This window comes from Streptomyces sp. NPDC127114, assembly GCF_042677525.1.
Lineage (GTDB): Bacteria > Actinomycetota > Actinomycetes > Streptomycetales > Streptomycetaceae > Streptomyces.
This window is the reverse complement of the sequence record NZ_JBHXTJ010000006.1, coordinates 62,883-87,965: the sequence shown is the minus strand read 5'-3', so window position 1 is coordinate 87,965 and position 25,083 is coordinate 62,883. Positions and strand designations below refer to the sequence as shown.

General features: G+C 71.9%; 20 protein-coding genes and 2 pseudogenes. 13 read left to right on the top strand and 9 right to left on the bottom strand.

Features of this window, described 5'->3' with window-relative positions:
- Window positions 1-6 precede the first annotated feature (6 nt).
- The 3 genes from ACFVGS_RS08600 to ACFVGS_RS08590 all read left to right on the top strand — a co-directional run bounded on the left by ACFVGS_RS08600 (window position 7) and on the right by ACFVGS_RS08590 (window position 5,162).
- Window positions 7-567, top strand: a complete 561-nt coding sequence (locus ACFVGS_RS08600; RefSeq protein WP_384414272.1) for a hypothetical protein — start codon at window positions 7-9, stop codon at window positions 565-567.
- 140 nt (window positions 568-707) lie between these two features.
- Entirely contained in the window at window positions 708-3,368 is a 2,661-nt protein-coding gene (gene adhE / locus ACFVGS_RS08595) for a bifunctional acetaldehyde-CoA/alcohol dehydrogenase (RefSeq protein WP_385691661.1), read from the top strand.
- A 69-nt stretch (window positions 3,369-3,437) separates the two neighbouring features.
- On the top strand, window positions 3,438-5,162 hold the full coding sequence (locus tag ACFVGS_RS08590) for a GAF domain-containing protein (protein WP_384414278.1): 1,725 nt from the start codon (window positions 3,438-3,440) through the stop codon (window positions 5,160-5,162).
- Window positions 5,163-5,327: 165 nt separating this feature from the next.
- On the opposite strand, the gene ACFVGS_RS08585 is transcribed toward ACFVGS_RS08590, so the two are convergent.
- Both ACFVGS_RS08585 and ACFVGS_RS08580 read right to left on the bottom strand, forming a co-directional pair.
- Window positions 5,328-5,792: a pyridoxamine 5'-phosphate oxidase family protein gene (locus ACFVGS_RS08585; protein WP_385691659.1), complete on the bottom strand. Its 465-nt coding sequence runs from the start codon at window positions 5,790-5,792 to the stop codon at window positions 5,328-5,330.
- A 148-nt stretch (window positions 5,793-5,940) separates the two neighbouring features.
- The gene (locus ACFVGS_RS08580; RefSeq protein WP_384414284.1) at window positions 5,941-6,267 is read right to left on the bottom strand and encodes an STAS domain-containing protein; all 327 of its coding nucleotides are present in this window, start codon (window positions 6,265-6,267) and stop codon (window positions 5,941-5,943) included.
- A 373-nt stretch (window positions 6,268-6,640) separates the two neighbouring features.
- Between ACFVGS_RS08580 and ACFVGS_RS08575 the strand changes: the two genes are divergently transcribed.
- Window positions 6,641-7,366 carry a response regulator gene (locus ACFVGS_RS08575; protein ID WP_384414287.1) on the top strand — a complete coding sequence of 242 codons (726 nt, stop codon included), beginning with the start codon at window positions 6,641-6,643 and terminating at the stop codon, window positions 7,364-7,366.
- A 151-nt stretch (window positions 7,367-7,517) separates the two neighbouring features.
- Here ACFVGS_RS08575 and ACFVGS_RS08570 read toward each other — a convergent pair whose 3' ends face one another.
- Window positions 7,518-8,390 carry a universal stress protein gene (locus ACFVGS_RS08570; protein ID WP_384414290.1) on the bottom strand — a complete coding sequence of 291 codons (873 nt, stop codon included), beginning with the start codon at window positions 8,388-8,390 and terminating at the stop codon, window positions 7,518-7,520.
- 341 nt (window positions 8,391-8,731) lie between these two features.
- Here ACFVGS_RS08570 and ACFVGS_RS08565 point away from each other — a divergent pair, with 341 nt between their 5' ends.
- The 4 genes and pseudogenes from ACFVGS_RS08565 to ACFVGS_RS08550 all read left to right on the top strand — a co-directional run.
- On the top strand, window positions 8,732-9,601 hold the full coding sequence (locus tag ACFVGS_RS08565) for a universal stress protein (RefSeq protein WP_385691654.1): 870 nt from the start codon (window positions 8,732-8,734) through the stop codon (window positions 9,599-9,601).
- Between the two features lie 313 nt (window positions 9,602-9,914).
- Complete coding sequence (pflB, locus tag ACFVGS_RS08560) at window positions 9,915-12,182, top strand: formate C-acetyltransferase (RefSeq protein WP_384414296.1); 2,268 nt, start codon at window positions 9,915-9,917, stop codon at window positions 12,180-12,182.
- Window positions 12,179-12,907, top strand: coding sequence for a pyruvate formate-lyase-activating protein (pflA, locus tag ACFVGS_RS08555; protein WP_384414299.1), 729 nt, complete (start codon window positions 12,179-12,181; stop codon window positions 12,905-12,907). Before pflB ends, pflA begins: the two co-directional genes overlap by 4 nt.
- A gap of 207 nt (window positions 12,908-13,114) precedes the next feature.
- Window positions 13,115-14,122: pseudogene (locus tag ACFVGS_RS08550) on the top strand (PEP/pyruvate-binding domain-containing protein); the annotation flags it as partial.
- Here the strand turns inward: ACFVGS_RS08550 and ACFVGS_RS08545 are convergent.
- Together ACFVGS_RS08545 and ACFVGS_RS08540 are read right to left on the bottom strand one after the other, a co-directional pair.
- Window positions 14,082-14,726, bottom strand: coding sequence for an ATP-binding cassette domain-containing protein (locus ACFVGS_RS08545; RefSeq protein WP_385434942.1), 645 nt, complete (start codon window positions 14,724-14,726; stop codon window positions 14,082-14,084). The pseudogene ACFVGS_RS08550 and the gene ACFVGS_RS08545 overlap by 41 nt on opposite strands.
- A gap of 94 nt (window positions 14,727-14,820) precedes the next feature.
- The gene (locus ACFVGS_RS08540; protein ID WP_384414302.1) at window positions 14,821-16,035 is read right to left on the bottom strand and encodes a nitrate/nitrite transporter; all 1,215 of its coding nucleotides are present in this window, start codon (window positions 16,033-16,035) and stop codon (window positions 14,821-14,823) included.
- A gap of 241 nt (window positions 16,036-16,276) precedes the next feature.
- Between ACFVGS_RS08540 and ACFVGS_RS08535 the strand changes: the two genes are divergently transcribed.
- From ACFVGS_RS08535 to fdhF, 3 genes are all read left to right on the top strand, one after another.
- Window positions 16,277-16,534 (top strand): SHOCT domain-containing protein, encoded by a 258-nt coding sequence (locus tag ACFVGS_RS08535; RefSeq protein WP_385691936.1) that lies wholly within the window; start codon window positions 16,277-16,279, stop codon window positions 16,532-16,534.
- Window positions 16,535-16,674: 140 nt separating this feature from the next.
- Window positions 16,675-18,282: an NAD(P)H-dependent oxidoreductase subunit E gene (locus ACFVGS_RS08530; RefSeq protein ID WP_385691650.1), complete on the top strand. Its 1,608-nt coding sequence runs from the start codon at window positions 16,675-16,677 to the stop codon at window positions 18,280-18,282.
- The gene (gene fdhF / locus ACFVGS_RS08525) at window positions 18,279-20,972 is read left to right on the top strand and encodes a formate dehydrogenase subunit alpha (RefSeq protein ID WP_385691647.1); all 2,694 of its coding nucleotides are present in this window, start codon (window positions 18,279-18,281) and stop codon (window positions 20,970-20,972) included. Before ACFVGS_RS08530 ends, fdhF begins: the two co-directional genes overlap by 4 nt.
- 12 nt (window positions 20,973-20,984) lie before the next feature.
- Here fdhF and ACFVGS_RS08520 read toward each other — a convergent pair whose 3' ends face one another.
- Genes ACFVGS_RS08520 through ACFVGS_RS08510 form a run of 3 tightly spaced genes read right to left on the bottom strand, consistent with a single transcriptional unit; the run spans window position 20,985 to window position 22,677 of the window.
- Complete coding sequence (locus ACFVGS_RS08520; protein WP_384414311.1) at window positions 20,985-21,842, bottom strand: universal stress protein; 858 nt, start codon at window positions 21,840-21,842, stop codon at window positions 20,985-20,987.
- A complete protein-coding gene (locus tag ACFVGS_RS08515) occupies window positions 21,839-22,519 on the bottom strand; it encodes a CBS domain-containing protein (RefSeq protein WP_385691644.1) in 681 nt (226 codons plus the stop codon). The genes ACFVGS_RS08520 and ACFVGS_RS08515 overlap by 4 nt, the downstream gene beginning before the upstream one ends.
- Window positions 22,492-22,677: a hypothetical protein gene (locus ACFVGS_RS08510; protein WP_384414317.1), complete on the bottom strand. Its 186-nt coding sequence runs from the start codon at window positions 22,675-22,677 to the stop codon at window positions 22,492-22,494. Before ACFVGS_RS08510 ends, ACFVGS_RS08515 begins: the two co-directional genes overlap by 28 nt.
- Before the next feature lie 241 nt (window positions 22,678-22,918).
- On the opposite strand from ACFVGS_RS08510, the pseudogene ACFVGS_RS08505 reads away from it, so the two are divergent.
- Window positions 22,919-23,098 (top strand): annotated as a pseudogene (locus ACFVGS_RS08505) (DUF1918 domain-containing protein); the annotation flags it as partial.
- Window positions 23,099-23,123: 25 nt separating this feature from the next.
- Here the strand turns inward: ACFVGS_RS08505 and ACFVGS_RS08500 are convergent.
- On the bottom strand, window positions 23,124-23,723 hold the full coding sequence (locus ACFVGS_RS08500; protein ID WP_385691642.1) for a CBS domain-containing protein: 600 nt from the start codon (window positions 23,721-23,723) through the stop codon (window positions 23,124-23,126).
- Window positions 23,724-24,094: 371 nt separating this feature from the next.
- On the opposite strand from ACFVGS_RS08500, the gene ACFVGS_RS08495 reads away from it, so the two are divergent.
- A complete protein-coding gene (locus tag ACFVGS_RS08495) occupies window positions 24,095-24,994 on the top strand; it encodes a universal stress protein (protein WP_384414464.1) in 900 nt (299 codons plus the stop codon).
- Window positions 24,995-25,083: the final 89 nt, after the last annotated feature.

The window sequence follows — 25,083 nt, the reverse complement described above, 5'->3', positions numbered from 1 at the left end:
GCCGCGATGCGCGTCAGGAGGGTGCGGCTGTGGCGGTGGCGCCGCAACGAGCTGCGGCACCGTTCCCACGCGGTGGAGGGCTGGATCCTGTTGGTCCTGGGCATGGTCGGGTTCATCGGTGCGCCGCTGGGTGGCGCGGTGGCCTGGGAGGCCGTGCTGGACGGGCGGGCCCAGCAGCGGACCGAGCGCCACCTCACCGCTGCGGTGCTGGTGGAGGATCCCGCCCCCGCGGCCAGGGCCAGCACACGCACCCGGGCCACCGTTCGGTGGACCGCGCCCGACGGCACCACGCAGACAGCCCGGGTGCCGGTCGGAAGCCAACTGGAGCGCGGAGCGTGGGTCCCGGTGTGGACGGACGAGGACGGGGCGATGACCTCCGCCCCGCTGGGGTCGGCCGCCGCACGGTTCGATGCCGCGGTGGCCGCGCTCGCCGTCACGGTGAGCCTCGGTCTCCTGGTGCTCGGCGTGCACCGGCTCGTGCGACGGCGCCACGAGCGGCTCCGCGCTGCGCAGTGGGGCCGGCAGTGGGCCAGGGTCGCCCCGGAGTGGATCCGGAAGGACGCCTGACCGAGAGGCCCCGGAGACCATCGGGCCGCTCACCGGGACCTTCGGGACCTTCGCCCCGGGCATCTCCGGCGGAAGGCTGTGGCTGACAGGACGAGCGGACACTCCGTGACGGCCGATCCCCCGCATCCAGGGAGCTATCCATGACTCAGGTGACCAGTGACCGCCGCGACACCTCCGACGGGGGCCTTCCCTCCGACGCGCGGATCGCCGTGGACGGACTCGTCGACAACGCCGCCAAGGCGCTCGCCGACTTCGAGTCCTTCACGCAGGAGCAGGTCGACCACATCGTCGCCAAGGCCTCGGTGGCCGCCCTCGACCAGCACACCGCCCTCGCGCGGCTGGCGGTGGAGGAGACCGGCCGGGGCGTGTTCGAGGACAAGGCCGCGAAGAACATGTTCGCCTGCGAGCACGTCACGCACGGCATGTCCCGGGCCAGGACGGTCGGCGTCATAGGGCGCGACGACATCGAGGGCATCATCGAGATCGCCGAACCCGTCGGCGTGATCTGCGCGGTCACGCCGGTCACCAATCCGACGTCCACGACCGTCTTCAAGGCGTTGCTGGCACTGAAGACACGCAACCCGGTCGTGTTCGCCTTCCACCCCTCCGCGCAGGCGTGCAGCGCCGAGGCCGCGCGCATCGTGCGGGACGCCGCCGTCGCCGCCGGCGCACCCGAGCACTGCGTGCAGTGGATCGAGGACCCCTCGATCGAGGCCACCGGACTCCTCATGAGCCATCCGGGCGTGGCCCTGATCCTCGCGACCGGCGGGAACAGCATGGTCAAGGCCGCCTACTCGGCGGGCAAGCCCGCCTTGGGCGTCGGCGCCGGCAACGTACCGGCCTATGTGCACCGCAGCGCGGACCTGCGCAGGGCCGTCAACGACCTCGTCCTGTCCAAGTCCTTCGACAACGGCATGATCTGCGCGTCAGAGCAGGCGGTCATCCTCGACACCGAGGTGTACGACGAGGCCCTCGCCGAATTCCGGCGCCTGCACGCGTACCTCGCGACGGCGGAGGAGAAGAGGAGGCTGGAGACCTACCTCTTCCCGCCGGACCCGAACGGCAGACAGGGCCGCGTCAATCCGGCGGCCGTGGGCCGGAGCCCCGCCTGGATCGCCGAGCAGGCCGGGTTCACGGTTCCCGCGGGGACCTCCCTCATCCTCGCCGAGGCGAGCCGCGTCGGACCCGGCGAGTCGCTGACGCGGGAGAAGCTCTGCCCCGTTCTCGCCGTGCTGCGGGCCGGTTCGCCCGAGGAGGGCTTCGACCTCGCCGCCGACATGGTCGCCTTCCACGGGCAGGGACACAGCGCGGTGATCCACACCGGCGACCCGGCCCTGGCCGAAAGCTACGGCCGCCGCATGAAGACCGTGCGGATCATCGTCAACTCCCCTTCCTCCCAGGGCGCGATAGGCGGCCTCTACAACCGTCTGCTCCCCTCCCTGACCCTGGGCTGCGGCTCCTGGGGCAGCACGTCCGTCTCCGACAACGTCTCCACCGCCCAGCTGCTCAACATCAAGCGCCTCACCACACGGCAGAACAACCTCCAGTGGTTCAAGGTCCCGCCGAAGATCTACTTCGAGCCGCAGGCCATCCGCTACCTGGCCGCGATGCCGGAGGTCCACCGCGTCACCGTCGTCACCGACGCCACCATGACCCGCCTCGGATACGTCGACCGCGTCAGTCGCGTCCTGCAGCAGCGGGAGCTGCCCGTCACCATCCAGGTCATCGATGACGTCGAACCGGAGCCGAGCATCGATTCCGTACAGCGCGGCGCCGCCCTCATGCGCGACTTCCGGCCGGACACCATCATCGCCCTCGGCGGCGGGTCGCCCATGGACGCGGCGAAGGTGATGTGGCTGCTGTACGAACAGCCGGACGTCGACTTCGCCGACATGCGGCAGAAGTTCTCCGACATCCGCAAGCGCGCCTTCCGCTTTCCGGTGCTCGGCAAGCGGGCCCGACTGGTCTGCGTCCCCACCACCTCGGGCACCGGCGCCGAGGTCACCCCCTTCGCGGTGATCTCCGACCCGGCGAGCGGCAAGAAGTACCCGCTGGCCGACTACGCCCTCACCCCCAGTGTCGCGATCGTCGACCCGGTACTCACCGCCGACCTGCCGGCGACGCTCGCGGCCGACAGCGGCTTCGACGCCCTCACGCACGCCACCGAGGCGTACGTCTCCGTCTACGCCAACGACTTCACCGACGGCCTGGCGCTGCACGCCGTCAAGCTGATCTTCGAGAACCTGCAAGCCGCCGTCACCGGCCGGGGCGCAGCGCGAACCCTCGCCCGGGAGAAGATGCACAACGCGGGCACCATCGCCGGCATGGCCTTCGGCAACGCCTTCCTCGGCATCGTCCACGCGATGTCCCACACTTTGGGCGCCACCTTCCACGTCGCCCACGGACGCACCAACGCGATCCTTCTGCCGCACGTGATCCGCTACAACGGCACGGTCCCCGCCAAGCTGACGGGCTGGCCCAAGTACGAGAGCTACCGGGCGCCCGAGCGCTTCCAGGACATCGCCCGTGCCCTGGGGCTGCCGGCCTCCACCGCCGCCGAAGGCGTCGCCTCGTACGCCGCCGCCGTGGAACGCCTGCGCGACGCCGTCGGCATCGAACCGTCCTTCCGAGCTCTGGGCATCGACGAGACCGCTTTCATCGGGGCGCTCCCGAGGCAGGCGATGAACGCCTACGAGGACCAGTGCGCCCCGGCCAACCCGCGCATGCCGATGCTGGACGACATGGAGGACATCATGCGCACCGCCTACTACGCCGGCCCTCGGCCACTGCCCCTGAACTGACGCTCCGGGTCACCCGCTCGGCCGTTAGGCTGTCACGGTACGGGCGGGTGATCGAGGTCAGGAGGACCGGTGGGCGTGGAGGAGCCGCTGTCGCGGATGCCTCAGATGCGGCTCGACGAGCTGCTTGAGGAGCTCCAGGCGCGCATCAACGCCGCGCGCGGCACCCGGGACCGGGTGCACAGCCTGCTGGAGGCCGTCGTTTCCGTCGGCCGCGAGCTGGACCTCCCCCAGGTGCTGCGGCGGATCGTGGAAGCCGCCGCGCTGCTCGTCGACGCGCAGTACGCGGCGCTCGGAGTGATCGGGCCCGACGGTCGGACCCTGTCGCAGTTCCTCACCGTCGGGCTGACCGAGGAAGAGATCGCGAGGATCGGCCCCCTGCCGGCCGGGCACGGGATCCTGGGCGAGCTCATCCGCCACCCCGAGCCGCTGCGGCTGACGGACCTCGGTGCCCACGAGGCGTCCTACGGATTCCCCGCCCACCATCCCCCCATGCGGACGTTCCTCGGCGTGCCCATCCGGGTGCGCGACGAGGTCTTCGGGAACCTCTACCTGACCGACAAGCACGGGGGCGTGGAGTTCGACGCCGAGGACGAATCGGTCATCTCCACGCTGTCCGTCGCCGCCGGCGTCGCCATCGACAACGCACGCCTGTACGAAGCCTCGCAGCGCCAGCAGCGATGGCTGAAGGCCAACGCGGAGATCACCAACAGCCTGCTCTCCGGCAGCCCGCGACTGGCGGTGCTGGAGCTCATCGCCCGCCGCGCCCAGGAAATCACCGGGGCGGCACTCGCCGACGTGTCCGTGCCCGTGGCCGGAACGAACGACCTCGTCGTCGAGCTCGCCATCGGCGCCGACGGAGAGACCCGCCGCGGCCTGGTGGTACCGGTCGAAGGCACTCTCTCCGGCGCCGCGTACCAAGCCGGCGCGCCCGCGACCACCGTCGGCCTCGCACAGGACGACCGGTACACCGCCGGCCCCCGCCGCTTCGACGGCCTCGGCCCCGCGGTCGCCGTGCCCCTGGGCACAGCCGCCAAGGACACCCGCGGTGTCCTGCTGCTGGCCCGGCACCAAGGAGACCCGGTCTTCACCGAAGCGGAGCTGGAGCCCCTGCTGGCCTTCGCCGGACAGGCCGCGCTCGCCCTCGAGCTGGCCGAACGCCGCAGCGACGCCGAGCAGCTCGCCCTCCTGGAGGACCGCGACCGCATCGCCCGGGACCTGCACGACCTCGCCATCCAGAGGCTCTTCGCCACCGGCATGACCCTGCAGAGCGCCGCACGCCTCGTGCAGCACGAAGGCGCCGCCGAACGCGTCTCGCGCGCCGTCGGGGACCTCGACGAAACCATCAAGATCATCCGCTCCACGATCTTCGGCCTGCGCGCCCGAGAGGAGGACACCGGGCCCAGCCTGCGCGCACGGGTCGCCCGCACCGTGGGGGAGACGGCGACCACCCTCGGCTTCCCGCCCCGTCTGAGCATGGAGGGCCTGCTCGACACGGACGTACCGCCCCAGGTGGCCGAGCACGTCACGGCGGCCCTGACCGAAATGCTCAGCAATGCCGCCCGCCACGCGCATGCGAGCCGGGTCGAGGTCGCGCTGCAGGCCACCAGCGAGGAGGTCGTCCTCACCGTCGTGGACAACGGCCGGGGCATCCCCGCCGAAGGCAGGCGCAGTGGCCTTCGCAACCTCCAGGAGCGGGCGCGCAGCGTGGGCGGCGCCCTGGAGATCGTGTGCCCCGAGGAGGGCGGCAGCCGGCTCGTGTGGCGTGCGCCTCTCGTCTCCGGACCCGCTGAGTGACCGGAGGTTTCTCGGCCGGAGCACATCCGATCCTGCCCGGCGGCCCGGGGACGTCGCTCGCCCCTGGGCCCTCTCCTGGGACGGCGCGCATGCAGCGGGTACACGCAGTCGCGGCGAGGGCAGGTGCCGTCGCGGGAACCGGTCATCCGGTGTGACGGGCAGGCCCTACACGGTGAGCTGCAGGCCCGTCACCAGGTCCGGCCGGATGCGCAGCGCGGCGCACGTGACGGGGTGTTGCGCCCATGGGCGCAGACGGGCGGCGAAACGCGCGAGCTCCCTCTCGTCGGTGACCCGGCGGGCGTATCCGGTGACCACCACGCTCCAGCCGAGGTGTGTCTCGGGGTCGATGACGTCCGCCTCGTACGCCACCACGACACCGCCGGCCTGAGTGGGTGTCACGATGGAGGCGAGCGTGGCGCCGTCGTGCAACCGGACGATGATGTCCTCGCCGTCCATGAGGTGGTTGACCGGGCGGATGGCCGGCAGGGCCTGATGCGTGAACACGATGCGCCCGAGCGAGACGCTGCCGAGCAGCCGCAGGGCCTCGGCACGGCCGAGTCGCCCCATGCGCCGGGGCGCCACCGCCTCACGGTGGTCGTCCACCGTGGTACGCGCGGCTTCGTCCTTCATCGTGCTCACCTTCTGCTCCGGCTCGGCCCCGACGGCTTCGCCGCCACCGCCAGCGTCTCCCCTCACACGCCGGCTCGGTAGGGCCGATCGGACCTTCTCGACCGGGCCGATCGCCGACGCTCCCGTTGGACCTGATCTTCGCGACGGGTCACGCGAACGAGCAGGGCACGGCGCGGTCCACGCCCAGGGCGCGGATGACGCGAGCGGGAAGCCGCTGGATGCGGCACAGGCGCAGCCGCACACCGGCCGCCACGCACCGGCGGTGCACGCGCAGGAACAGCGCCACGCCGGAGCTGTCACAGAAGGTGACGTCTGCCAGGTCCAGCAGCAGTTCGCACTCGGTCTGCCCTGCCAGGCGGGTCAGCTCCGCCTCGATGTGCGCAGCGGTGTACAGGTCCAGCTCCCCGGCCAGGGCGACTTCCGTCGCGCTGTGGTCGAGCGGGGCTGTGGTCAGACCGATCGGAGGCATCATCATGGCAGCTGCCCTGCTTTCGTGATTCAGGCGGTGTTCCGGGGGCCCCGGCCGTGCCCGCGCCGGAAGTCCACCAGAGCGCGAGCCTGGACAAGCAGGTCCGGCGGGCCCGTAGCCAGAGGGCCGAACGTCCCTCCCCTGCCGTGTCCGGCGCGGGGGAACACGCGGCCGAACGGTGAGGAACAACGACGGGTGCCGTTCACCCGGCTCGTGATCATCGGCAACAGGTGTATGGGGTTCTGCGGCATCGGGTGCGGGCACTGCGGGACCTCGCCAGGTATGAGGGCCGTCCGGCCCTGGGCGAAGGTCCCGCTCGCGCGGCACGATGCACGGAGAGCCCTCACGGGCGGAGAACTCGGCGAACACGGAGTGTGTGATGACGGACAGCAGCGGCGACCTCACCGAGAAGGAGCCGGTCAGGGTCTTCCTTCTCGACGACCATGAGGTGGTGCGCCGTGGTGTGCACGATCTGCTGGACGCCGAGCCCGACTTGACCGTCGTCGGGGAGGCCGGCACTGCCGAGCAGGCGCTGGTGCGGGTGCCCGCACTGCGCCCGCAGGTCGCCGTTCTCGACGTGCGCCTGCCGGACGGGGACGGCGTGAGCGTGTGCCGGGAACTCCGCTCGCGCATGCCCGACCTGGCCTGCCTGATGCTGACGTCGTTCGACGACGAGGAGGCGCTGCTCGACGCGATCATGGCCGGTGCGTCCGGCTACGTCCTCAAGCAGATCACCGGCACCGACCTGGTCACCGCCGTGCGTACGGTGGCCTCCGGCCAGTCCATGCTGGACCCCGGCGCTACGGCCCGGGTCATGGCCCGGCTTCGCGGCGGATCCCCCCAGGAGGAGCAGCAGCAGGGCCTGCCCGGACTGACCGAGCGGGAACGGGAGATCCTCGCTCTGGTGGGGGAGGGACTGACCAACCGGGAGATCGGCAAGCGGCTGTACCTGGCGGAGAAGACGGTCAAGAACAACATCTCCCGGCTGCTCGCCAAGTTGGGTGTCGAACGCCGGGTGCAGGCCGCCGTCCTCGCCACCCAGGCACTGGCTGCCCGAGAGGACCAGGGCGGTGGGGCCGGGCGGGAAGGCCGCCCGCGAGGCTGACGCCGATCCCGCCCGCGGATGGCGAAGCGGTGAAACAGCCCCTGCCCGGTGCTCCACCAGAGCTGACCAGGGCAGCGGGCGGCATGCCCCAGCGGTGTCGTTCTCGTGGCGGGAACCAGCCGGGTGACACGGCCCCGCCACGCGGAGGCCGTCAGTCGTGCGGTACGACAGCGACGGGGCAGGGGGCATGGTGCAGGGCCGCGTGGGCGACCGACCCGATGCGGGTACCGACGGGCGCGCGGCGCGCCCGTCGGCCGACCACGAGCAACTGCGCGTCGGACACGGTGGACAGCAGTACCTGCCCCGCGCTGCCGATCTCGACGTGCTCGGTCACCGGGACGTCCGGGAACCGTGTTCGCCACGGGGCGAGCGCCTCCGCCAGGGCCTTCCTCTCGAACGGCTCCAGCCCTCCGGCCTCGTCCGCGAGGAGCATCGAGCCGGGGCTGTAGGCGACGACCGGCGGCAGGCTCCAGGCCCGTACCGCACGCAGGGCCGCACCGCGTGCTGCCGCCTCCTCGAAGGCGAAGCCGAGCACCGCGGCGCTGTCCTCCGGCGTGCCCTGCTGGCCCACGACGATCTCGCCGCCCTCCGCCCGGGGCGTCTGCCCGGCGCGGGCGCGCACGGACACCACGGGCCGTTTCGCGGAGGCGATCACCTGCTGACCGTAGGAGCCGAGGAGGAAGCCGACGAATGCCCCGTGCCCCCGCGAACCCAGCACCAGCATCTCGGCCGCTTCGGCCTCTCTCAGCAGAGCGGCGACCGCGGTGTCCTGGACCACTTCGGCGGTCACCGTGAGGGCCGTGTGGCGGCCGGCGACGCGCGTCTCGGCCTCGCGGAGAACGGCGCGGGCGGACGTGGCCTGCGTCTCCCTGTCCTGGACGACGGGGACGTCCAGGGGCTGCCACAGCCAGGCGTGCACGATACGCAACGGCATATCGCGCAGCTCGGCTTCGCGCGCCGCCCAGTCCGCCGCTGCGAGGCTCTCCGCGGAGCCATCCACTCCTACGGTGATGGCGCTGGTCATGAGGGTGCCTCCATACGGTTCGAGGGCATGGCCACTTCGGCCGTGCTTCCTGTCATCAGCCTCCACGGGGAGGCGCTGGTCCGCCGAGGGCCCATCGGCCCTGTCTCCCGGCCGTTCGGCCACGACCGCGTGGCCGCCGGCCGGTGAAGTGCGGTCGCGGGGTCTGTCGGCCCCCAGCAGGGACCTCCAGCCCCCTGCGCGCACCGTCCGGGCCGATCACTGTGGAGGTGCAGGTCCGCCCAACAGCGCCCCGGAGTGCCGGACGGCGATCTTCGGGCCCCTGAAGACAGCCCGCGTACGCCGCGTCCGGCCCGCCCGGCCGCCAGACCCACGGAGTCTCCATGTCCCGCACCGTCACCGCCGGCCTCGACGGATCCCCGGAAAGCCTCGCCGCCACGCAGTGGGCCGCTCAGGAGGCGTTGCGTCGTGCCGTGCCGCTGCGGCTGCTCCGCGCATGGAGCCTCGACGAGGACCCCCGTACACGTGTGGTCGACCCGGCGACGGCACGCGAATGGGGCGCGCGCACCCTCGCCATCGCCGAAAGGCGGCTGCGGCGCCGCCACCCGGGCCTGGACGTCGAGACGGAGTGGGTCGCCGGGGACCCGGTGGAGGAGCTGTGCGGCGCTGCCGAGCAAGCGGAACTGCTCGTGCTCGGCTCTCGTGGTCTGGGCGGCCTGGCCGGTTTCTTCGCAGGGTCGGTCTCCCTGGCGGTGCTCGCCCGCACGCGGCGACCCGTCGTTCTCGTCCGCCCGCACGACCCCCTGGAGCCCGAGGAGGAACGTACGGGGGAGGTCGTCATCGGTCTGGACGTGAACGCCGCCGCCGACGAGCTGCTCGCCTTCGGCTTCGCCGCCGCGGACCGGTACGGTTGCGGACTGCGCGTGGTGCACCGGTGGGCCGTTCCGGCGCTCTACGGACCCGACCTGGTCGGCGCGCTGCCGCTGCTCATGACGGAGGTCGCCGCGGACGCGCGGCGGGCGCTCGACGAGGCGCTGGCCCTCTGGACCGAGAAGTTCCCGGACGTGGCGGTGGTCCGCGACTGCCGCCAGGGCCGGCCGGCGCAGGACCTGACGGAGCTGTCGCCCGACGCCCGGCTCGTCGTCGTCGGCCGCAAGGTCCGCCGGGCACGGATCGGCACCCACATCGGGGCCGTCACCCACGCAGTCCTGCACCACAGCCTGGCCCCGGTCGCCGTCGTACCCCACGACTGAACGGGCCCGACCGCAGAACGGCGCGCACGACACCGCCCGTTTCGGCACGTCCCCGGACGGCTCGGGCAGCCAAGTCGCCCAAGCGACTGCCTCACCCTCTCTCAGTTGCGACACCGCGCGGCTCGTGAGGGAGGGCACAAGGTCCCTCGTGTCACCGGGACCACCGGTCCTGTCCACCCGGAACGACAAGGCCGGTCAGCGACGTCGCACGACCTTTCCGGCTCTCGGCCGGTCGCAGGCGGACGACGAACATCGAAGGCGGGGCCGGGCCACCTCGCCCGCCCGCAGGCCGCCGTCCCTTGGAGATGACGACATGACCGTGACCGTCCAGCCCCCTGCCGACACCGGCCACAGCGACGCGGCGTGGCGCGGCTTCACCGGTGAAGAGTGGATGCGGGAGATCGACGTCCGTTCCTTCATCCAGAACAACTACGCGCCCTACGAAGGCGGTTCGGCGTTCCTGGCCGGTCCCACGGACCGGACACTCGCCGTGTGGAGAACGGTCGCAGCCCTCTTCCCCGAGGAGCGCCGCAAGGGCATCCTCGACGTCGACACGGCGACGCCCTCCACCGTCACGTCCCACGCGCCCGGCTACATCGACCGCGACCGGGAGCTGATCGTCGGACTGCAGACCGAGGCCCCGCTGAAGCGGGCCATCATGCCGAACGGCGGACTGCGCATGGTCGAGAACGGGCTACGCGCCTACGGCTTCGAACCGGACCCCTTCGTCACGACGGTCTTCGGCACCTACCGCAAGACCCACAACGACGGCGTCTTCGACGCCTACACCCCCGAGATGCTGCGCGCCCGCAAGGCAGGCATCATCACCGGCCTGCCCGACGCCTACGGACGCGGCCGGATCATCGGCGACTACCGCCGCGTCGCGCTGTACGGGACCAGCCGGCTGATCGAAGCCAAGCGCGCCGAGCGGTCACGCCTCGACCACATCCCGTCCGCGGCCGACGTCATCCGCGACCGCGAGGAACTGGCGGAGCAGATCAGGGCGCTGGGCGAGCTGGAGCGCATGGCCGCCTCCTACGGCTGCGACGTCTCCCGGCCCGCCGCCACCGCACAGGAGGCCGTCCAGTGGCTGTACCTGGGCTTCCTGGCCGCGGTGAAGGAGCAGAACGGCGCGGCGATGTCCCTCGGCCGCACCTCCACCTTCCTGGACGTCTACCTCCAGCGTGACCTCGACGAGGGGCACATCGACGAGACCCGCGCCCAGGAGCTCGTCGACGACTTCGTGATCAAACTGCGGATCGTGCGGTTCCTGCGCACGCCGGAGTACGACGCGCTGTTCTCCGGCGACCCCACCTGGGTCACCGAGTCCATCGGCGGCATCGGAGAGGACGGCCGTCCTCTGGTCACGCGCACCTCCTTCCGCTTCCTCCAGACCCTCTACAACCTCGGACCCGCCCCGGAGCCCAACCTGACCGTGCTCTGGTCCCGTCGACTGCCCGAGGGGTTCAAACGGTTCTGCGCCCAGGTCTCCATCGACACCAGCTCGATCCAGTACGAGTCCGACGACCTGCTCCGCCCCCGCACGGGCGACGACTCGGCGATCGCCTGCTGCGTCTCCGCGATGGCGGTGGGCAAGCAGATGCAGTTCTTCGGCGCCCGCGTCAACCTCGCCAAGGCCCTCCTGTACGCGATCAACGGCGGCCGCGACGAGATGACCGGCGAGCAGATCGCCTCCGCGACCACCCCGCTGACCGGCGAGTACCTCGACTACGACGAGGTGGCCGACGCGTACGACCGCATGCTGGACTGGCTCGCCGCGACCTACGTCAACGCGCTCAACGTGATCCACTACATGCACGACAAGTACGCCTACGAGCGCGTCGAAATGGCCCTGCACGACCACCCGGTCCACCGCACGATGGCCTGCGGCATCGCGGGTCTCTCCGTGGCTGCCGACAGCCTCTCGGCCATCAAACACGCTCGCGTGAAGGTCCTCCGGGACTCCACCGGGCTCGCCGTCGACTACCAGGTCGAAGGCGACTACCCGGCCTACGGCAACGACGACGACCGCGCCGACGGGATCGCCGTCGACCTGGTCCGCTCCTTCATGGCCAAGGTACGGCGCCACCCCACCTACCGGGGTGCCGAACACACGCAGTCGGTCCTCACCATCACCTCCAACGTCGTGTACGGCAAGCACACGGGCAACACGCCCGACGGCCGGCGCGCCGGAGCACCGTTCGCCCCGGGCGCGAACCCGATGAACGGCCGCGACCACCACGGCATGGCGGCGTCGGCGCTGTCGGTCGCGAAGATCCCGTACGACCAGGCCCGCGACGGCATCTCCCTGACCTCGACCATCACCCCGGAGGGGCTGGGTCACGACCCGGCCGAACGCGCGGGACACCTCGTCGGGATCCTCGACGCCTACACCGCCGAAGGCGGCTTCCACATGAACGTCAACGTCCTCGACCGCGCCACCCTGGAGGACGCCATGGAACACCCCGAGAACCACCCGGAGCTGACCATCCGCGTCTCCGGATACGCCGTCAACTTCGTCCGGCTCACCCGCGAACAGCAGCTCGACGTCATCAGCCGCACGTTCCACGGTGCGCGATGACCACCGGTCGCATCCACTCCTGGGACCTGTCCACCGGCGTGGACGGGCCCGGGACCCGTTTCGTCCTCTTCCTCAGCGGCTGTCCGCTGCGCTGCCTGTACTGCGCCAACCCCGACACCTGGCACATGCGCGACGGGGAGCGGGTCACCGCGGACGACGTGGAGTCCCGCATCGAGCGGTACCGGCGGTTCACCGATATGGCCGGTGGGGGAGTGACCCTCACCGGAGGCGAGCCCCTGCTCCAGTCGGCCTTCACGGCCGAGGTCCTGCAGCGGTGCAAGGGGCTCGGCCTGCACACGGCCCTGGACACCTCCGGTGCCCTGGGTGCTCGGGCCGACGACGCCCTCCTGGCCGATACCGACCTCGTCCTGCTCGACGTCAAGTCCTTCGACGCCGGTGTCTACCGGCGCCTGACCGGCGGCCGCGTCGCGCCCACCCTCGGCTTCGCCGCCCGGCTGAACCGTCTCGGCGTCCCGGTCTGGATCCGCTACGTCCTCGTCCCCGGCTGGACCGACGACGCGGCGGCCGTCGACGGTCTCGCCCGCTTCCTCGGGGATCTGGACAACGTCGACCGCGTGGACGTCCTTCCCTTCCATGAGCTCGGTGCCGCCAAATACGACGCGCTCGGCATCCCCTTCCCCCTCCGCGACAATCCCGTTCCCGACGACGAACTGGTCGAGCGCGTGCGCGAACAGTTCCGCGCCCACGGACTCCGAGCCCTGTGAGACAACGGCATTCCCTGCCCGCTCTGCACGCACGGCCGCTCCGGCCATCCGATGCCGTCGGCCGAGGCCGCACGGGCCCCCGCTGTCACGGTTCCCGCGACGCCCCGCTGCCGCGGGCGGCACGCCTGATGGCACGGCACCGCTTCTTCTCGTAGGGGCTTCCGGGACCTCAGGAGCCCCTGCTGCCGACAGGAAGGAAGACACCTCATGCATCCGAAGTACGTGTACGACTTCGCCGAGGGCGGCCGGCACATGACCGACCTCCTCGGCGGCAAGGGCGCCGATCTCGCCGAGATGACCCGCATGGGCCTGCCCGTACCGCCCGGCTTCACGGTCACCACGGACGCCTGCCGGGACTTCCTGGAGACCGGGGAGCCACCCCCGGAGCTGGAACGCCAGATCGGTGAACACCTCGCCGCCCTGGAACGCACCGCCGGGCGACGGCTCGGCCAGGTGGACGACCCTCTGCTGCTCTCCGTCCGTTCCGGTGCCCCGGTCTCCATGCCGGGCACCATGGACACCATCCTCGACATCGGTCTCAACGACGTGTCCGTCCTGGGCCTGGGCAGGCCCCCTGGGCCGGAGCGGTTCGCCTGGGACTCGTACCGCCGCCTCGTGCAGATGTTCGGCAGCACGGTCATGGGCGTCGACAGCGCACGCTTCGAGAGCATCATGACCGCGATCAAACGGCAGCATCACGCCGCCGACGACACCCAGCTGGACACCTGCGACCTGATCCGCCTGGTCGAGACCTACAAGGATCTGATTCTGGAAGAGACGGGAGAGGAATTCCCCCAGGACCCCGCCGAGCAGCTCCGCCGGGCCGTTCTCGCCGTCTTCGCCACGTGGAACGGCGAGCGGGCGCGGCTCTGCCGGCGTCGCGAGCACATTCCCGACACCCTGGGCACCGCCGTCACCATCCAGACCATGGTCTTCGGCAACCGCGGCCCCGACTCCGGCAGCGGCGTCGCCTTCACCCGTGTCCCGGCGACCGGACTGCCCGGCGTCTACGGCGACTACCTGCCGAACGCCCAGGGCGAGGACGTCATCGCCGGAATCCGTAACACCGTTCCCCTCCGTGAACTGGAACACCTCGACCCGGTCTCCTTCGGAAGGCTGCGCGACTGCATGCAGACGTTGGAAAGTCACTACCGGGGCCTTTGCGGCATCGAGTTCACGATCGAGCGGGGCACGCTGTGGATGCTGCAGACCCGGCCGCCGAGGCAGCCGGGTCCCTGCCGCGCCGACGCGACAGGGATCCCGCAGGCCGTGCGCCCCACGGGGGGATGAGAGCGCATGGCACAAGGGGGGACCCCTTGACTGAGAACGCCTTGCCGCACGCGCCCGGTCCAAACACCCCGGGCAGAGAGAAAGTGGAGCGACAGCGGAAACGTCCGTACCGGAACGGATGCCTGGAGACGCGTGAAGACCGGACGGAATGGGCGAGGGCGTGGGTCACCGGCTCGACGCGCAGCCGGGACGGCCATCCATTGGCGTCGCCGCTCCTTGGGCGGATCACCCCGGCCAGGACGGCGGCCGAGGCGATCACCGGAGATCGGTGTCGCGGCCGGCGGTGAGCCACTCGCGGACCCCACGCCGGCGCCGCACGGCCTTGACCAAGCCCTCGCTGAACGGGACGAGCGCGCCGCTCAGGCGGTCGCGCGGCATCCGACATCGCGAACAGGTCGTGGCCGTCGACCTCCACCCGGCCGGCGTCGATGTCGTCGAGCCCCGACAGGCAGTTCAACAGGGTGGTCTTCCCGGAACCGGAGGGCCCCATGACTCCCACCATCTCGCCGTGGCGCACGTGGAGGTCCAGGTCGAGCAGGGCGGTGACCTCGACGGAGCCCGTCCGGTAGATCTTGCCCAGGCCCCGAAGAGGGGGCCGAAGGGCCCGATCGACGCTGCCGCGATCAGGCGTCCGCGGTCGCTCGGGCGCGTCGCCGGACCGCGGTGGCGGCCAGGGTTCCCGCGGCCGTCGCGGTGAGGGCGAGGAGGACGAATCCCCATGTGTAGTCGTGCGCGATGCTGTCGACCGCTCCCATCACAAGGGGTGGGAAGAAGCCTCCGAGACCGCCCGCCGCACCGACCACTCCGGTCACCGAGCCGACCCGCTCGGCCGGTACCAGCCGTGCGACGAGGGCGAAGACGGCGCCGGACCCGGCGCCCAGGCCGGCGGCCATGCCGAAGAAGGCCGCCGTTCCCGCGGGGACCAGGTCCGCTTCGAACGCCGCGACCAGGGCGCACACCGCAACGATCCCGTAGGAAACCGTCAGTACAGGTACGGGATGGATGCGGTCCGACAGCCAGCCGCCCACGGGTCGCATGGCCACGGCGAGGACGACGAAGCCCGCGGTCCGCAGTGCGGCGTCGGAGCGGCCGAGGTCGTAGGCCCGGGTGAGATAGGTCGGCAGGTAGACGCTGAAGGCGACGAATCCTCCGAAGGACACGGCGTACAGGAACGCCAGCTGCCAGGTGGCAGGCGTGCGTACGGCCAGGGCGGTGCGCGAGATAAGCGACCCCGTCGCCGTCGCGCGCCCCGGCCTGTCGCGCAGGAGGAACCAGGCCGCTCCGGCATAAACCGCGAGGCAGCCGGCTACGAGATCGAAGGGGAAGGCACGGCCGACGGCGTCGGCGAGCTGGACCGTGGTGAACGCCGACAGGGCGGTTCCACCGGTGCCGATGCCGAAGATCCCGAGAGCCACGCCCCGCCGTGCGGGCGGGTACCAGGCGTTGACGAACGGCACGCCGACGGCGAAGGCCGTTCCCCCGAGCCCGAGGAGGAAGCCGCCTGCGAGCACCTCTGCCAATGAGTCGGCGAGGTGACCCAGGTACAGCACAGGGAGGATCGTCAGGGCCGCGACGAGGGGGAAGACGCGGCGTGCACCCCAGCGGTCCGTCAGCGCCCCTGCCGGTATCCGGCCGAGCGCGCCCACCACCACGGGCACGGCGACCACCAGCGACTGTTCGAAGGAGCTGAGGCCGAGGTCGTCCCGCAGCCGTGGGCCCAGGGGAGCCAGCAGCGCCCACGCCCAGAAGCAGAGGGCGAACCCGATCGTGGCGAGGAGCAGCATCTGCCACGCCCGCGGCGCGTCCGCGACCGGCGGGTTCGCGGTGTTCCGGACCATGGTGGCCTCCCGGCAGTGAGCCGTGTGGACGGCGTGAGCCGTGCTGTTCCCCACCCTCCGGCCGCCGGCCCCAGGCTCCAAGGGCCACTCGTTCCTTTCCATGGCCGTCCGGCCCCCGGCCAGGGGCCGGACGGCCCTGTGCGGGCGTCCTGGGGCGGCGCACGGTGGGAGTGGCGGAGGGCACAGAGGCAGGGGCGTCCCGGTTCTGCCAGCCCGCCCGCCGCCGGGAGCGTGAGTGGCGATGATGTTCTGGTACGGCGACGGCATGAACGGATGGGGCTGGTTCGCCATGTCGGCCGGCATGGTGTTGTTCTGGGGGCTGCTCATCACCGTCGCGGTGATGCTCTTCCGCTCGCTGGACCGCGCCGCAGAACGGCCCCGGGGTTCCGGGACGGCCTCGTCGGCCGAGCGGATCCTGGGCGAGCGACTGGCGCGTGGTGAGATCGACGAGGAGGAGTACCGTCGGCGACTGACCGCCCTGCGCGGCGCGGAACCGTGAGCCCCATGACCGGCCGGGATGCGGGCGGGGGACCGGCCGGTCACCCTGGGAGCATGACCGGTCGGATGCCCGGGGAGCCGGGCCGACGCTCGGATGCGCTCCGTGAGCTGACCGCACGGCACGGAGGGCGTGGAGGGCTGTTGCCGGCCGCGCTGGAGCGTGCCAGGTCCGGTACCGGTGAAGAGCCCGCAGCATGGGCCCCTCAGGTCGCGGAGGCAGCCGGGCTTCCGGCGGCCGCGGGTCTCGGCCCGGCCACCTTCTTCGCCGACCTCGCCGCCCCGCGCGGCGAGCGGCATGTGCGGGTGTGCACCGCGACGGCGTGCTTCGCCGCGCGGGGCGGACGCCATCTGGCCGAGGTCGAACGGGCGCTCGGAGTAACGGCCGGCGCGGTCGACGAGGCGGGTGCGACCTCACTGCAGACCGTGCACTGCCTCGGCTACTGCTACGCGGGCCCCGCCGCCCTCGACGGCACTCTTCCCCGTGCGGGCCCGGATCTGGCCGACCAGCTTGGCGGGCGGGCGGAACCGCGCACGCCAGGCACCCCCGCGGCCGACACCACCGGGGCGCCCGTCCTCCTCGCCGGCATCGTGGGAGGGCAGGACGCCTGGGACGTGTGGCGGGCCGCGGTGACCGGGCTGCGGCCCGATGACGTACAGGAGGAGACCGCAGCGTCGGGACTTCGCGGGCGGGGCGGCGCCGGATTCCCGGTGGCCGGCAAGTGGGCCGCGGCGGCGGGGAAGCCGGGTGCGGTCGTCGTCGCCAACGGAGACGAGGGCGACCCGGGCTCGTATGCCGACCGGCTGCTCATGGAGGAGGACCCCGAGCGCGTCCTCGCGGGACTCGCGCTGGCCTGCTTCGCCTGCGGCGCCGGGCGCGGGATGGTCCTGGTGCGCTCCGAGTACCCGAAAGCGATGGCTCGGTTGCGCCGGGCGGTGGCACGCGCGACAGAGGCGGGCGACCTGGCTCCCTCGGCCGGGGCGACCGGTCCGCGGCCGTTCGTCGAGATCGTCGAAGGTGCGGGTTCCTACGTCTCCGGCGAGGAGACCGCCCTCATCGCCCGCCTCGAAGGCGCTCGCGGCTGTGCGCGCCCCCGGCCCCCCTACCCCACGGACCACGGCCTATGGGACGCGCCGACGGTGGTCAACAACGTGGAGACGCTGGCAGCCGTGCCCTGGATCGTCGCCCACGGTGGAGCGTCCTACGCCCGGCGCGGCGTACCGGACGAGACCGGCACCAAACTGGTGTGCCTGTCCGAACGCTTCGCCCGCCCCGGTGCCTACGAGGTCGAACTCGGCACTTCTGTTGGCGAGATCGTCACCCGGTTCGGCGGCGGTCTTAAGGAGGGTCGTGAGCCCGTTGTCGTTCAGATCGGCGGCCCCCTCGGCGGCTTCCTCGCCGGGACCGCCCTCGATGTCCCGCTCACCACGGCCGCACTCGCCGAGCATGGTGCCGCTCTCGGGCACGGTGGCATGGTCGCCTTCGACGCCGACACCGATCCGTACGCACTTCTGCGGCACATCTGGGAGTTCGCCGCCGACGAGAGCTGCGGGGCCTGTTCGCCCTGCCGGGTCGGCACACGGCAGGGGCTCGAACGTGCGCAGGGTCGAGGTGGGCCGGGGGAGTCCTACGAGCGGCTGGCACGGCTGATGGGCGAGGCAAGTCTCTGCGCCTTCGGCCGCCGCGTCCCGGCCGCCGTGCGCAGCCTGGCCCGCGCCTACGGGTCGGCGCTGGAAGGGTGGGACCGATGACCCGGCTCCAGGTCGACGGCGTTCCGGTCGAACTGCCTTCCGGGGCCTCGCTGCTCGACGCGGTACGCGCCGCCGGAGCTGACCTTCCCACCCTCTGCCATGACGACCGTCTCCGGCCGGCCGGCTCCTGCCGGACCTGCCTGGTACGCGCCGACGGCCGCACCGTCGCCGCCTGCGTCACACCTGCCACGTCGGGCCTCACCGTGGAAACCGCCGACGAGGACGTGCGGAATCTGCGCCGGGACGCGGTCGCCCTGATTGCCTCGGCGCTTCCACCACACGCGCTCGTCGGCAGTGCGCACAGTGAACTGGCCGACGTATGCCGGGACTTGGGGATCCCGACGGACGCGGCGGTCGGTGACCCCACGCGCGGAAGCGACGAGAGTCACCCGTACGTCCACCTCGACCGCGACCTGTGCATCGCCTGCGGGCGCTGCGTCCGGATGTGCTCCGACGTCCAGGGCACCTTCGCGCTCACCCTCACCGGGCGCGGTGCAGACACGGTCGTCGCCCCGGGCACCGGCGGCGCCTGGGCACAGTCCGACTGCGTGTCCTGCGGCGGCTGCGTCGACACCTGCCCCACCGGGGCGATCACCCAGCCCGGACCCGGTCAGGGCATCACCTCACGGAAGGCACCCGCCGACCGCGTGCGCACCACCTGCGGCTACTGCGGCGTCGGCTGCACCCTCGACGTCGTCGTCCGTGAGGACCGCGTCGCCGCAGTGCTGCCCGCCCGGGACGGGCCCGTCAACCGCGGCCACGCCTGCGTCAAGGGCCGCTTCGCGTACGGGTACCTCGGCTCCGCCGAGCGTCTCACCGAACCCCTGGTCCGCGAGAACGGGAGCCTGCGGCCCGCGAGCTGGACCGAGGCGATCGACCGGATCGCCGACGGACTGCGCGCCGCCGTACGGGACGGCGGCCCCGACTCGGTCGCCGCGATCTCCTCCGCCCGCGCCACCAACGAGGAGAACTACCTCCTCCAGAAGTTCCTGCGGACCGTCATCGGCACCAACAACGTCGACAACTGCTCCCGTCTCTGCCACGCCCCTTCCGCCGCCGGACTCACCGCCTCCTTCGGGCGCGCCGGCGGCACCGACCCCTTCGACGACGTCGAAACCGCCGACTGCCTCCTGATCGTCGGCGCCAATCCTGTCGAGGCCCACCCCGTCGTCGGGGCCCGCCTCCTCCAGAGGGCACTCGCAGGCGCCTCCCTGGTCGTGGCCGACCCCCGCGCGGTTGGCCTCGCCGGCCATGCCGACGTACACCTGCGTCCGCGCCCCGGCACCAACGTCGCCCTCTTCCACGGCCTCGCCCACGTCCTCGTCGACGAAGGCATGACCGACCCGGACTTCCTCCGTGAGCGCGCCACCGGACTGGACGAACTCGCGGAACTGCTGGCTGACTACCCGCCCGAGCGGGTCGCCGAGATCACTGGTGTGCCCGCCGATGACATCAGGAAGGCCGCCCGGCTGTACGGCCGCGCGGAGCGGCCGGCCGTCGTGTACGGCCTCGGCGTCACCGAGCATCTGCACGGCACCGACGGCGTACGCACCCTCGCGAACCTCCCCATCCTGCGGGGCGCCGTCGGCCGCACCGGACGGGGATTCGGCATCAGCCCCCTGCGCGGCCAGAACAACGTCCAGGGCGCATCCGACATGGGAGCCCTGCCCGACCTCCTCCCCGGCTACGGACGCGTCACCGACCCCGAGGCCCGTGCCCGCGCCGAGGCGGTGTGGGGCCGGCCGGTCCCCGAGCGGCCGGGCATGCGCATCCCCGAGATGTTCGCGGCGGCCCGGGACGGCCGGCTACGGGCACTGTGGGTCATCGGCGAGGACGTGTGCGCGACCGACCCGGACAGCCGGCGCGTCGCCGAGGCCCTCGACGCCTGCCCGCTCGTCGTGGTGAACGAACTGTTCCTCGGGGAAACCGCCCGGCACGCCGACGTCGTCCTGCCCGTGGCCTCCTGGCTGGAGAAGGACGGGACCTTCGTCAACTTCGACCGCCGCTTCCAGCGCGTACGGCAAGCGGTGAGGCCACCCGGAACAGCGCGCTCCGACTTCGAGGCCGTGCACGCCGTCGCCGACGCCCTCGGTGCCGACCTGGGCTGCCCCACGCCGGCAGCGGCTCTCGCCGAGTGCGGACGCGTGACACCGCTCTTCGCGGGGCTCTCACACGAGCGGATCGACCAGGAAGGGGCTGTGCCCTGGCCCTGCCCCGCACCGGACCGGCCGGGCGAAGCCACCCTGTACGCGGAGGAGTTCGCCACGGCGGACGGACGCGCTCATCTGTCGGCGGCCCCTTACCTGCCGCCCGGCGAGGGGCCGGACCAGGACTATCCGCTGGTGCTCGTCACAGGGCGCCGATGGGCGCACTACAACTCGGGAAGCATGACCCGACGCGGCGGCAACCTCCTCCTCGACGCGAACGACCTCCTGGACCTGAACCCGGAGGACGCCGCCCGGTTCGGGGTCCGGAACGGCACCCCGGTCACCGTCGAGAGCCGCCACGGGCAGGCGCGACTCGTCGCCCGCGTCGGCAGGGACCTCGCCCCGGGGCAGGTCTTCTGCGCGTTCCATTTCCCGGCCAGCGGTGTCAACTCCCTCACCTCGGAACATGCCGACACCGTGACCTCGTGTCCGGAGTACAAGGTCACGGCGGTACGGCTGCGGCCGACGGCACGCGAGGGTTGATCGGCACCGAGGTCAGGCGTGGGGCACGACGGCCACGGGCACCGGGCTGTGGTGCAACACCGCGTGGGCCACGCTGCCGATGCGCGCGCCCAGCACCGAACGGCGCGTACGCCGACCCACCACCACGAGCGCGGCCTCTCCGGCGGCCTCGACCAGTTCGAGGCCGGCCGATCCGACCACCACGCGGGCGGCGGTCCTTACGTCCGGGTACTTCGCGCGCCACGGCTCCAGCAGCTCTTCCAGCGAACGCTCGATCTCCGGAGCCACGGCGAGGCGGATGTCCGGAACCATGGCGGGTCCCAGTCCGGCGAACAGCGGAAGCTGCTCCGCGTACACGACATGGACCGGGAAGTCACGCCAGGCGGCTTCCTCGAAGGCGAAACCCAGCACGGCGTCCATCGGCTGCCGCACGTCGGTCCCCACCACGACGGGGCCTCTGGGAGCCGTCGCCCCGCTGCCCGCCCGTACCAGCACGACAGGCCGCTCGACGGCGCCGGCGACCGTCAGTCCGACCGAGCCGAGCAGATAGCCGGCCACACTGCCGAGGGCCCGTGAGCCGAGGACCAGCAGCTCGCTCTCCTCGGCCGCGGCGACGAGGGCCGGCACGGGCCCCGCCGGCAGCAGCCGGGTGGTCACCGACAGGCCGGGATGCCGCTCGCGCAAGCCTGCCGCGGTGCGCGACAGCATCTCCTCGGCCCACGCGTCGTCGGACCCACGTGGCATGAGTGACAGCACGGTCTCCGGAACCGGTTCCCTGGCGTACACCAGGTGCACGCCGGCGCCGCGCAGCAGCGCCTCCTCGGCCGCCCATTCCGCGGCGGCCGCCGCTTGTTGTGTGCCGTCCAGGCCGACCGCGATGTTCCGCGTCATGACCGCGTACCTCCTCGTGCGGTGTCATCCGTGTCGTACGTGAGACGGGTGGAGGAGACCGAGACCACGCCGTCGACGGTCGCGACCATGCGCTCGATCGCCGGGATCATGCCTCGGAAGCGCAGCCTGCCTGCGAGGTCCACCCGCCCGTCGCGGACTTCGACGGTGAGGGCGGTCGGTTCGAGACGCAGCGTGTCGCCGAGCACGTCCTCGACGATCTCCCGGCGGATGTCGGCGTCGTCGCGGAGGAAGATGCCCAGCAGATCGCGGCGGCTCACGATGCCCACCAGCCGGTCCTCGTCGTCGACGACGACGAGCCGCTTGACCCCCTGGACCTCCATCAGCCGCGCCGTCTCCGCCACGGTCCAGTCCGGGCGGGCGCACACGGCGGGTGCCGACATCAGCTCCTCGGCCCGTGTCCCCTCTGCCTTGGCACGCTCCCATGCCTCCAGATCCGGGACGGCCGGGAGGTCTCCCGGTGCGGTGGGCTGGTCAGCGGTCTTGCGCAGCAGATCCCCCTCCGACACGACTCCGATCACCCGGTTCTCTCCGTCCACCACCGGCAGCGCGGTGACCCGGTGCTGCGACAGCACCCACACGATGTCCTTGAACGGTGCGTCGCCGTGGACGCTCACCACCTCACGGGTCATCAGCCTGTCGATCCTGCGGTGCCGCATCGTCCTCTCCTTCCCTGTGCGGACGTGCGTGCCTCGCCCACCAGGCGAGCGGCGCAGCCGTCCCAGGTGTCGAGGGCCGGATAGCCGTCCTCGGTGAGTTCCGTGCCGCTGAGTTCGGCGAGCACCTCGACGAACTCGAGGACGTCCAGCGAATCCATTCCTCCTTCACGGACGTGGCGGGCTCCGGTAGTTCTCACCCTGCGGCGCGAAGCCCATCCTCGGGCAGTGCCGAATGGTCCCCTTCCGGGACTGTTCGCCCCTATGACGGTCGGCCGGCCAGGACGCACGGTGGAGGCGAGAGCGCCGGTCTCGGGAGGACGGCCGGGCGCGCGGGGCCGGGAGGCGAGAACCGTGACTGCGACTGAAACACGGCGAGGCCAGGAGAGGCCACGCGTCGGACTGTGGGCTCATGTCGGCGACCGGTTGATCGTGGGCGGTGCCACGGTCGGGAACGAGCGGCGTGACGGTGAGATCGTCGGGCTGCACCGCGCCGACGGAACTCCCCCCTTCGACGTCCGATGGTCGGACACGGGCCGGGTCACCCTGGTGTTCCCGGGCCCGGACGCGCGGGTCCAGCACTTTCCGACGCATGACACGAAGGCCGCTACGCGGTCGTGAACTCCGCGGCCGCGTCCACCACGCCTGGCACCGCTCGGGCGAGCCGCAGGGCCAGGTCCGCGGATACGGACGGGGGAAGGCGCCCGGTGAGTGTCACCGCGCCGTCCGCGACCCGTACGGTGAGGGAGGCGTCGCCTTCCGGGATCAGGTGCGTGAGGAGTTCGTGCCTCACGTCCTCGGCGAGTTCCGCGTCGGAGCGCAGGTAGACCTTGAGCAGGTCGCCCCGACTGACGACACCGACCGGGCGGCCGCCCTCGTCCACCACGGGAAGCCGCTTGAGACTACCCCGCCCCATCAGCCGCGCCGCCCCGGCGATCGTGGCACCGCGCGGCACGGTGACGGCCGGCGCCGACATCAAGCTACCCGCCGTCACCGATCGCACGCTGTCCTGGTTCTCTCCCGGAACCTTCCCGAGAATGTCCGCCTCGGACACCACGCCGACCACCCGCCCCTCGGCCGACAGCACGGGAACCGCGCTCACACCCCAGCGCCGCATGGACCGGACGATCTCCTTGACCGGTGCGTCGAGCCTGGCGGAGATCACCGCATGGGTCATCACGTCGTCGACGGTACGTGGGTGCTTCATGACCGGCCTCCGGTACTCCTGCTCCCCGAGTCCTGTTGCTGAGAGCGTGCCGCCGCCGGGCGTCGGCGGCTAGGGCCGAAAGGGGCACGTCCGGACCCGGGCAGCCCTGGCACGGACCTTGGGCCCGGTGCTTTCCTGAAAGTGAGGAGGGGCTCGCCCCAGGGACGCGGGGAAGCGGCTTCGAGCCGCGCACCGCGCGATCAGGATCCGCGAGAAGCGGATGGGCCCCTCCTTCAGTCGTCTCTGAAGGCCACCTCCACGCGTGGGTCCGGGGCGGACCACACCCAGGGCCGACCGGCCCTACCGAGCGCCCGCAGCGCGGTGCGAGCGTGGCAGCAGGTCACCACTCGACCCGGAAGGCGGTGGGCACGATGGAGTCGCCCCTGGTGGTAGGAGTCGACGGGTCCGATGCCAGTCTCACGGCTTTGGACTGGGGCGTCGACGAAGCGGTACGGCACGGGCTTCCCCTGCGGATCGTCCACGCCTCGCTGTGGGAACGGTACGAAGGAGTCGTCCCGACCTGGGCCACGGACCGGCCCTCGGGCCAGGTCCTCGCCGAGAACATCGTCGGCGTCGCGGCCGAACGCGCCCGGCGTCGTGCACCCGACCTGTCTGTCACCACGGATGTCCTCGCTGAGGACCCCTCCACCGGGCTGCTCAGGGAGGGCCGGAACGGCTCGATCCTCGTCGTGGGGTCCCGGGGGCGCGGCGAGTTCGCCGATGTTCTGCTCGGATCCGTCGGCCTCCTCGTGGCCGCCCGGGCACACTGCCCGGTCGTCGTCGTGCGTGGGGAGCGGCAGGCGCTGGAGGCGCGCCACGAGCGAGTCCTGCTCGGCGTCGGAGAACACGACGTGGACTCGCCGGCGGTACGGTTCGCTTTCCGCGAGGCGGCGGTCCGGGACGCGGAACTCGACGTCGTCCGCGCCTGGCGACGACCGGTGCATGGACCGGCCGACCACCTGCTGATGAAGCGGTCCGGGGGAGTCTATTTCGCGGAAGAGTCCACCGCACTGCTTGACAAGGCTCTTGAGGCCGCGGCGTCCGAACATCCCCAGGTCCGCCTGCGCAGGAGTTCGGTCGAGGGCCCCGCCCACACGATTCTGACCGAGCGCTCGGCCGCCGCCGACCTGCTGGTCGTCGGGGCACGACGCACGGACAGGCTCGTCGGCCTGGAACTCGGCAGGGTCGCCCACCGCACCCTGCACCACGCCTCGTGTCCGGTCGCCGTCGTACCCCAGCGGAATCCGCAGACCATGGAAGGAGTCCAGTGATGAACACGGCAACGGGAATCCGCGTCTGAACGGCAAGGGACCGTGCGTTGCCCTGGAGGCGCGAGGCAGGGCGAGCGGTATCCCTTCTC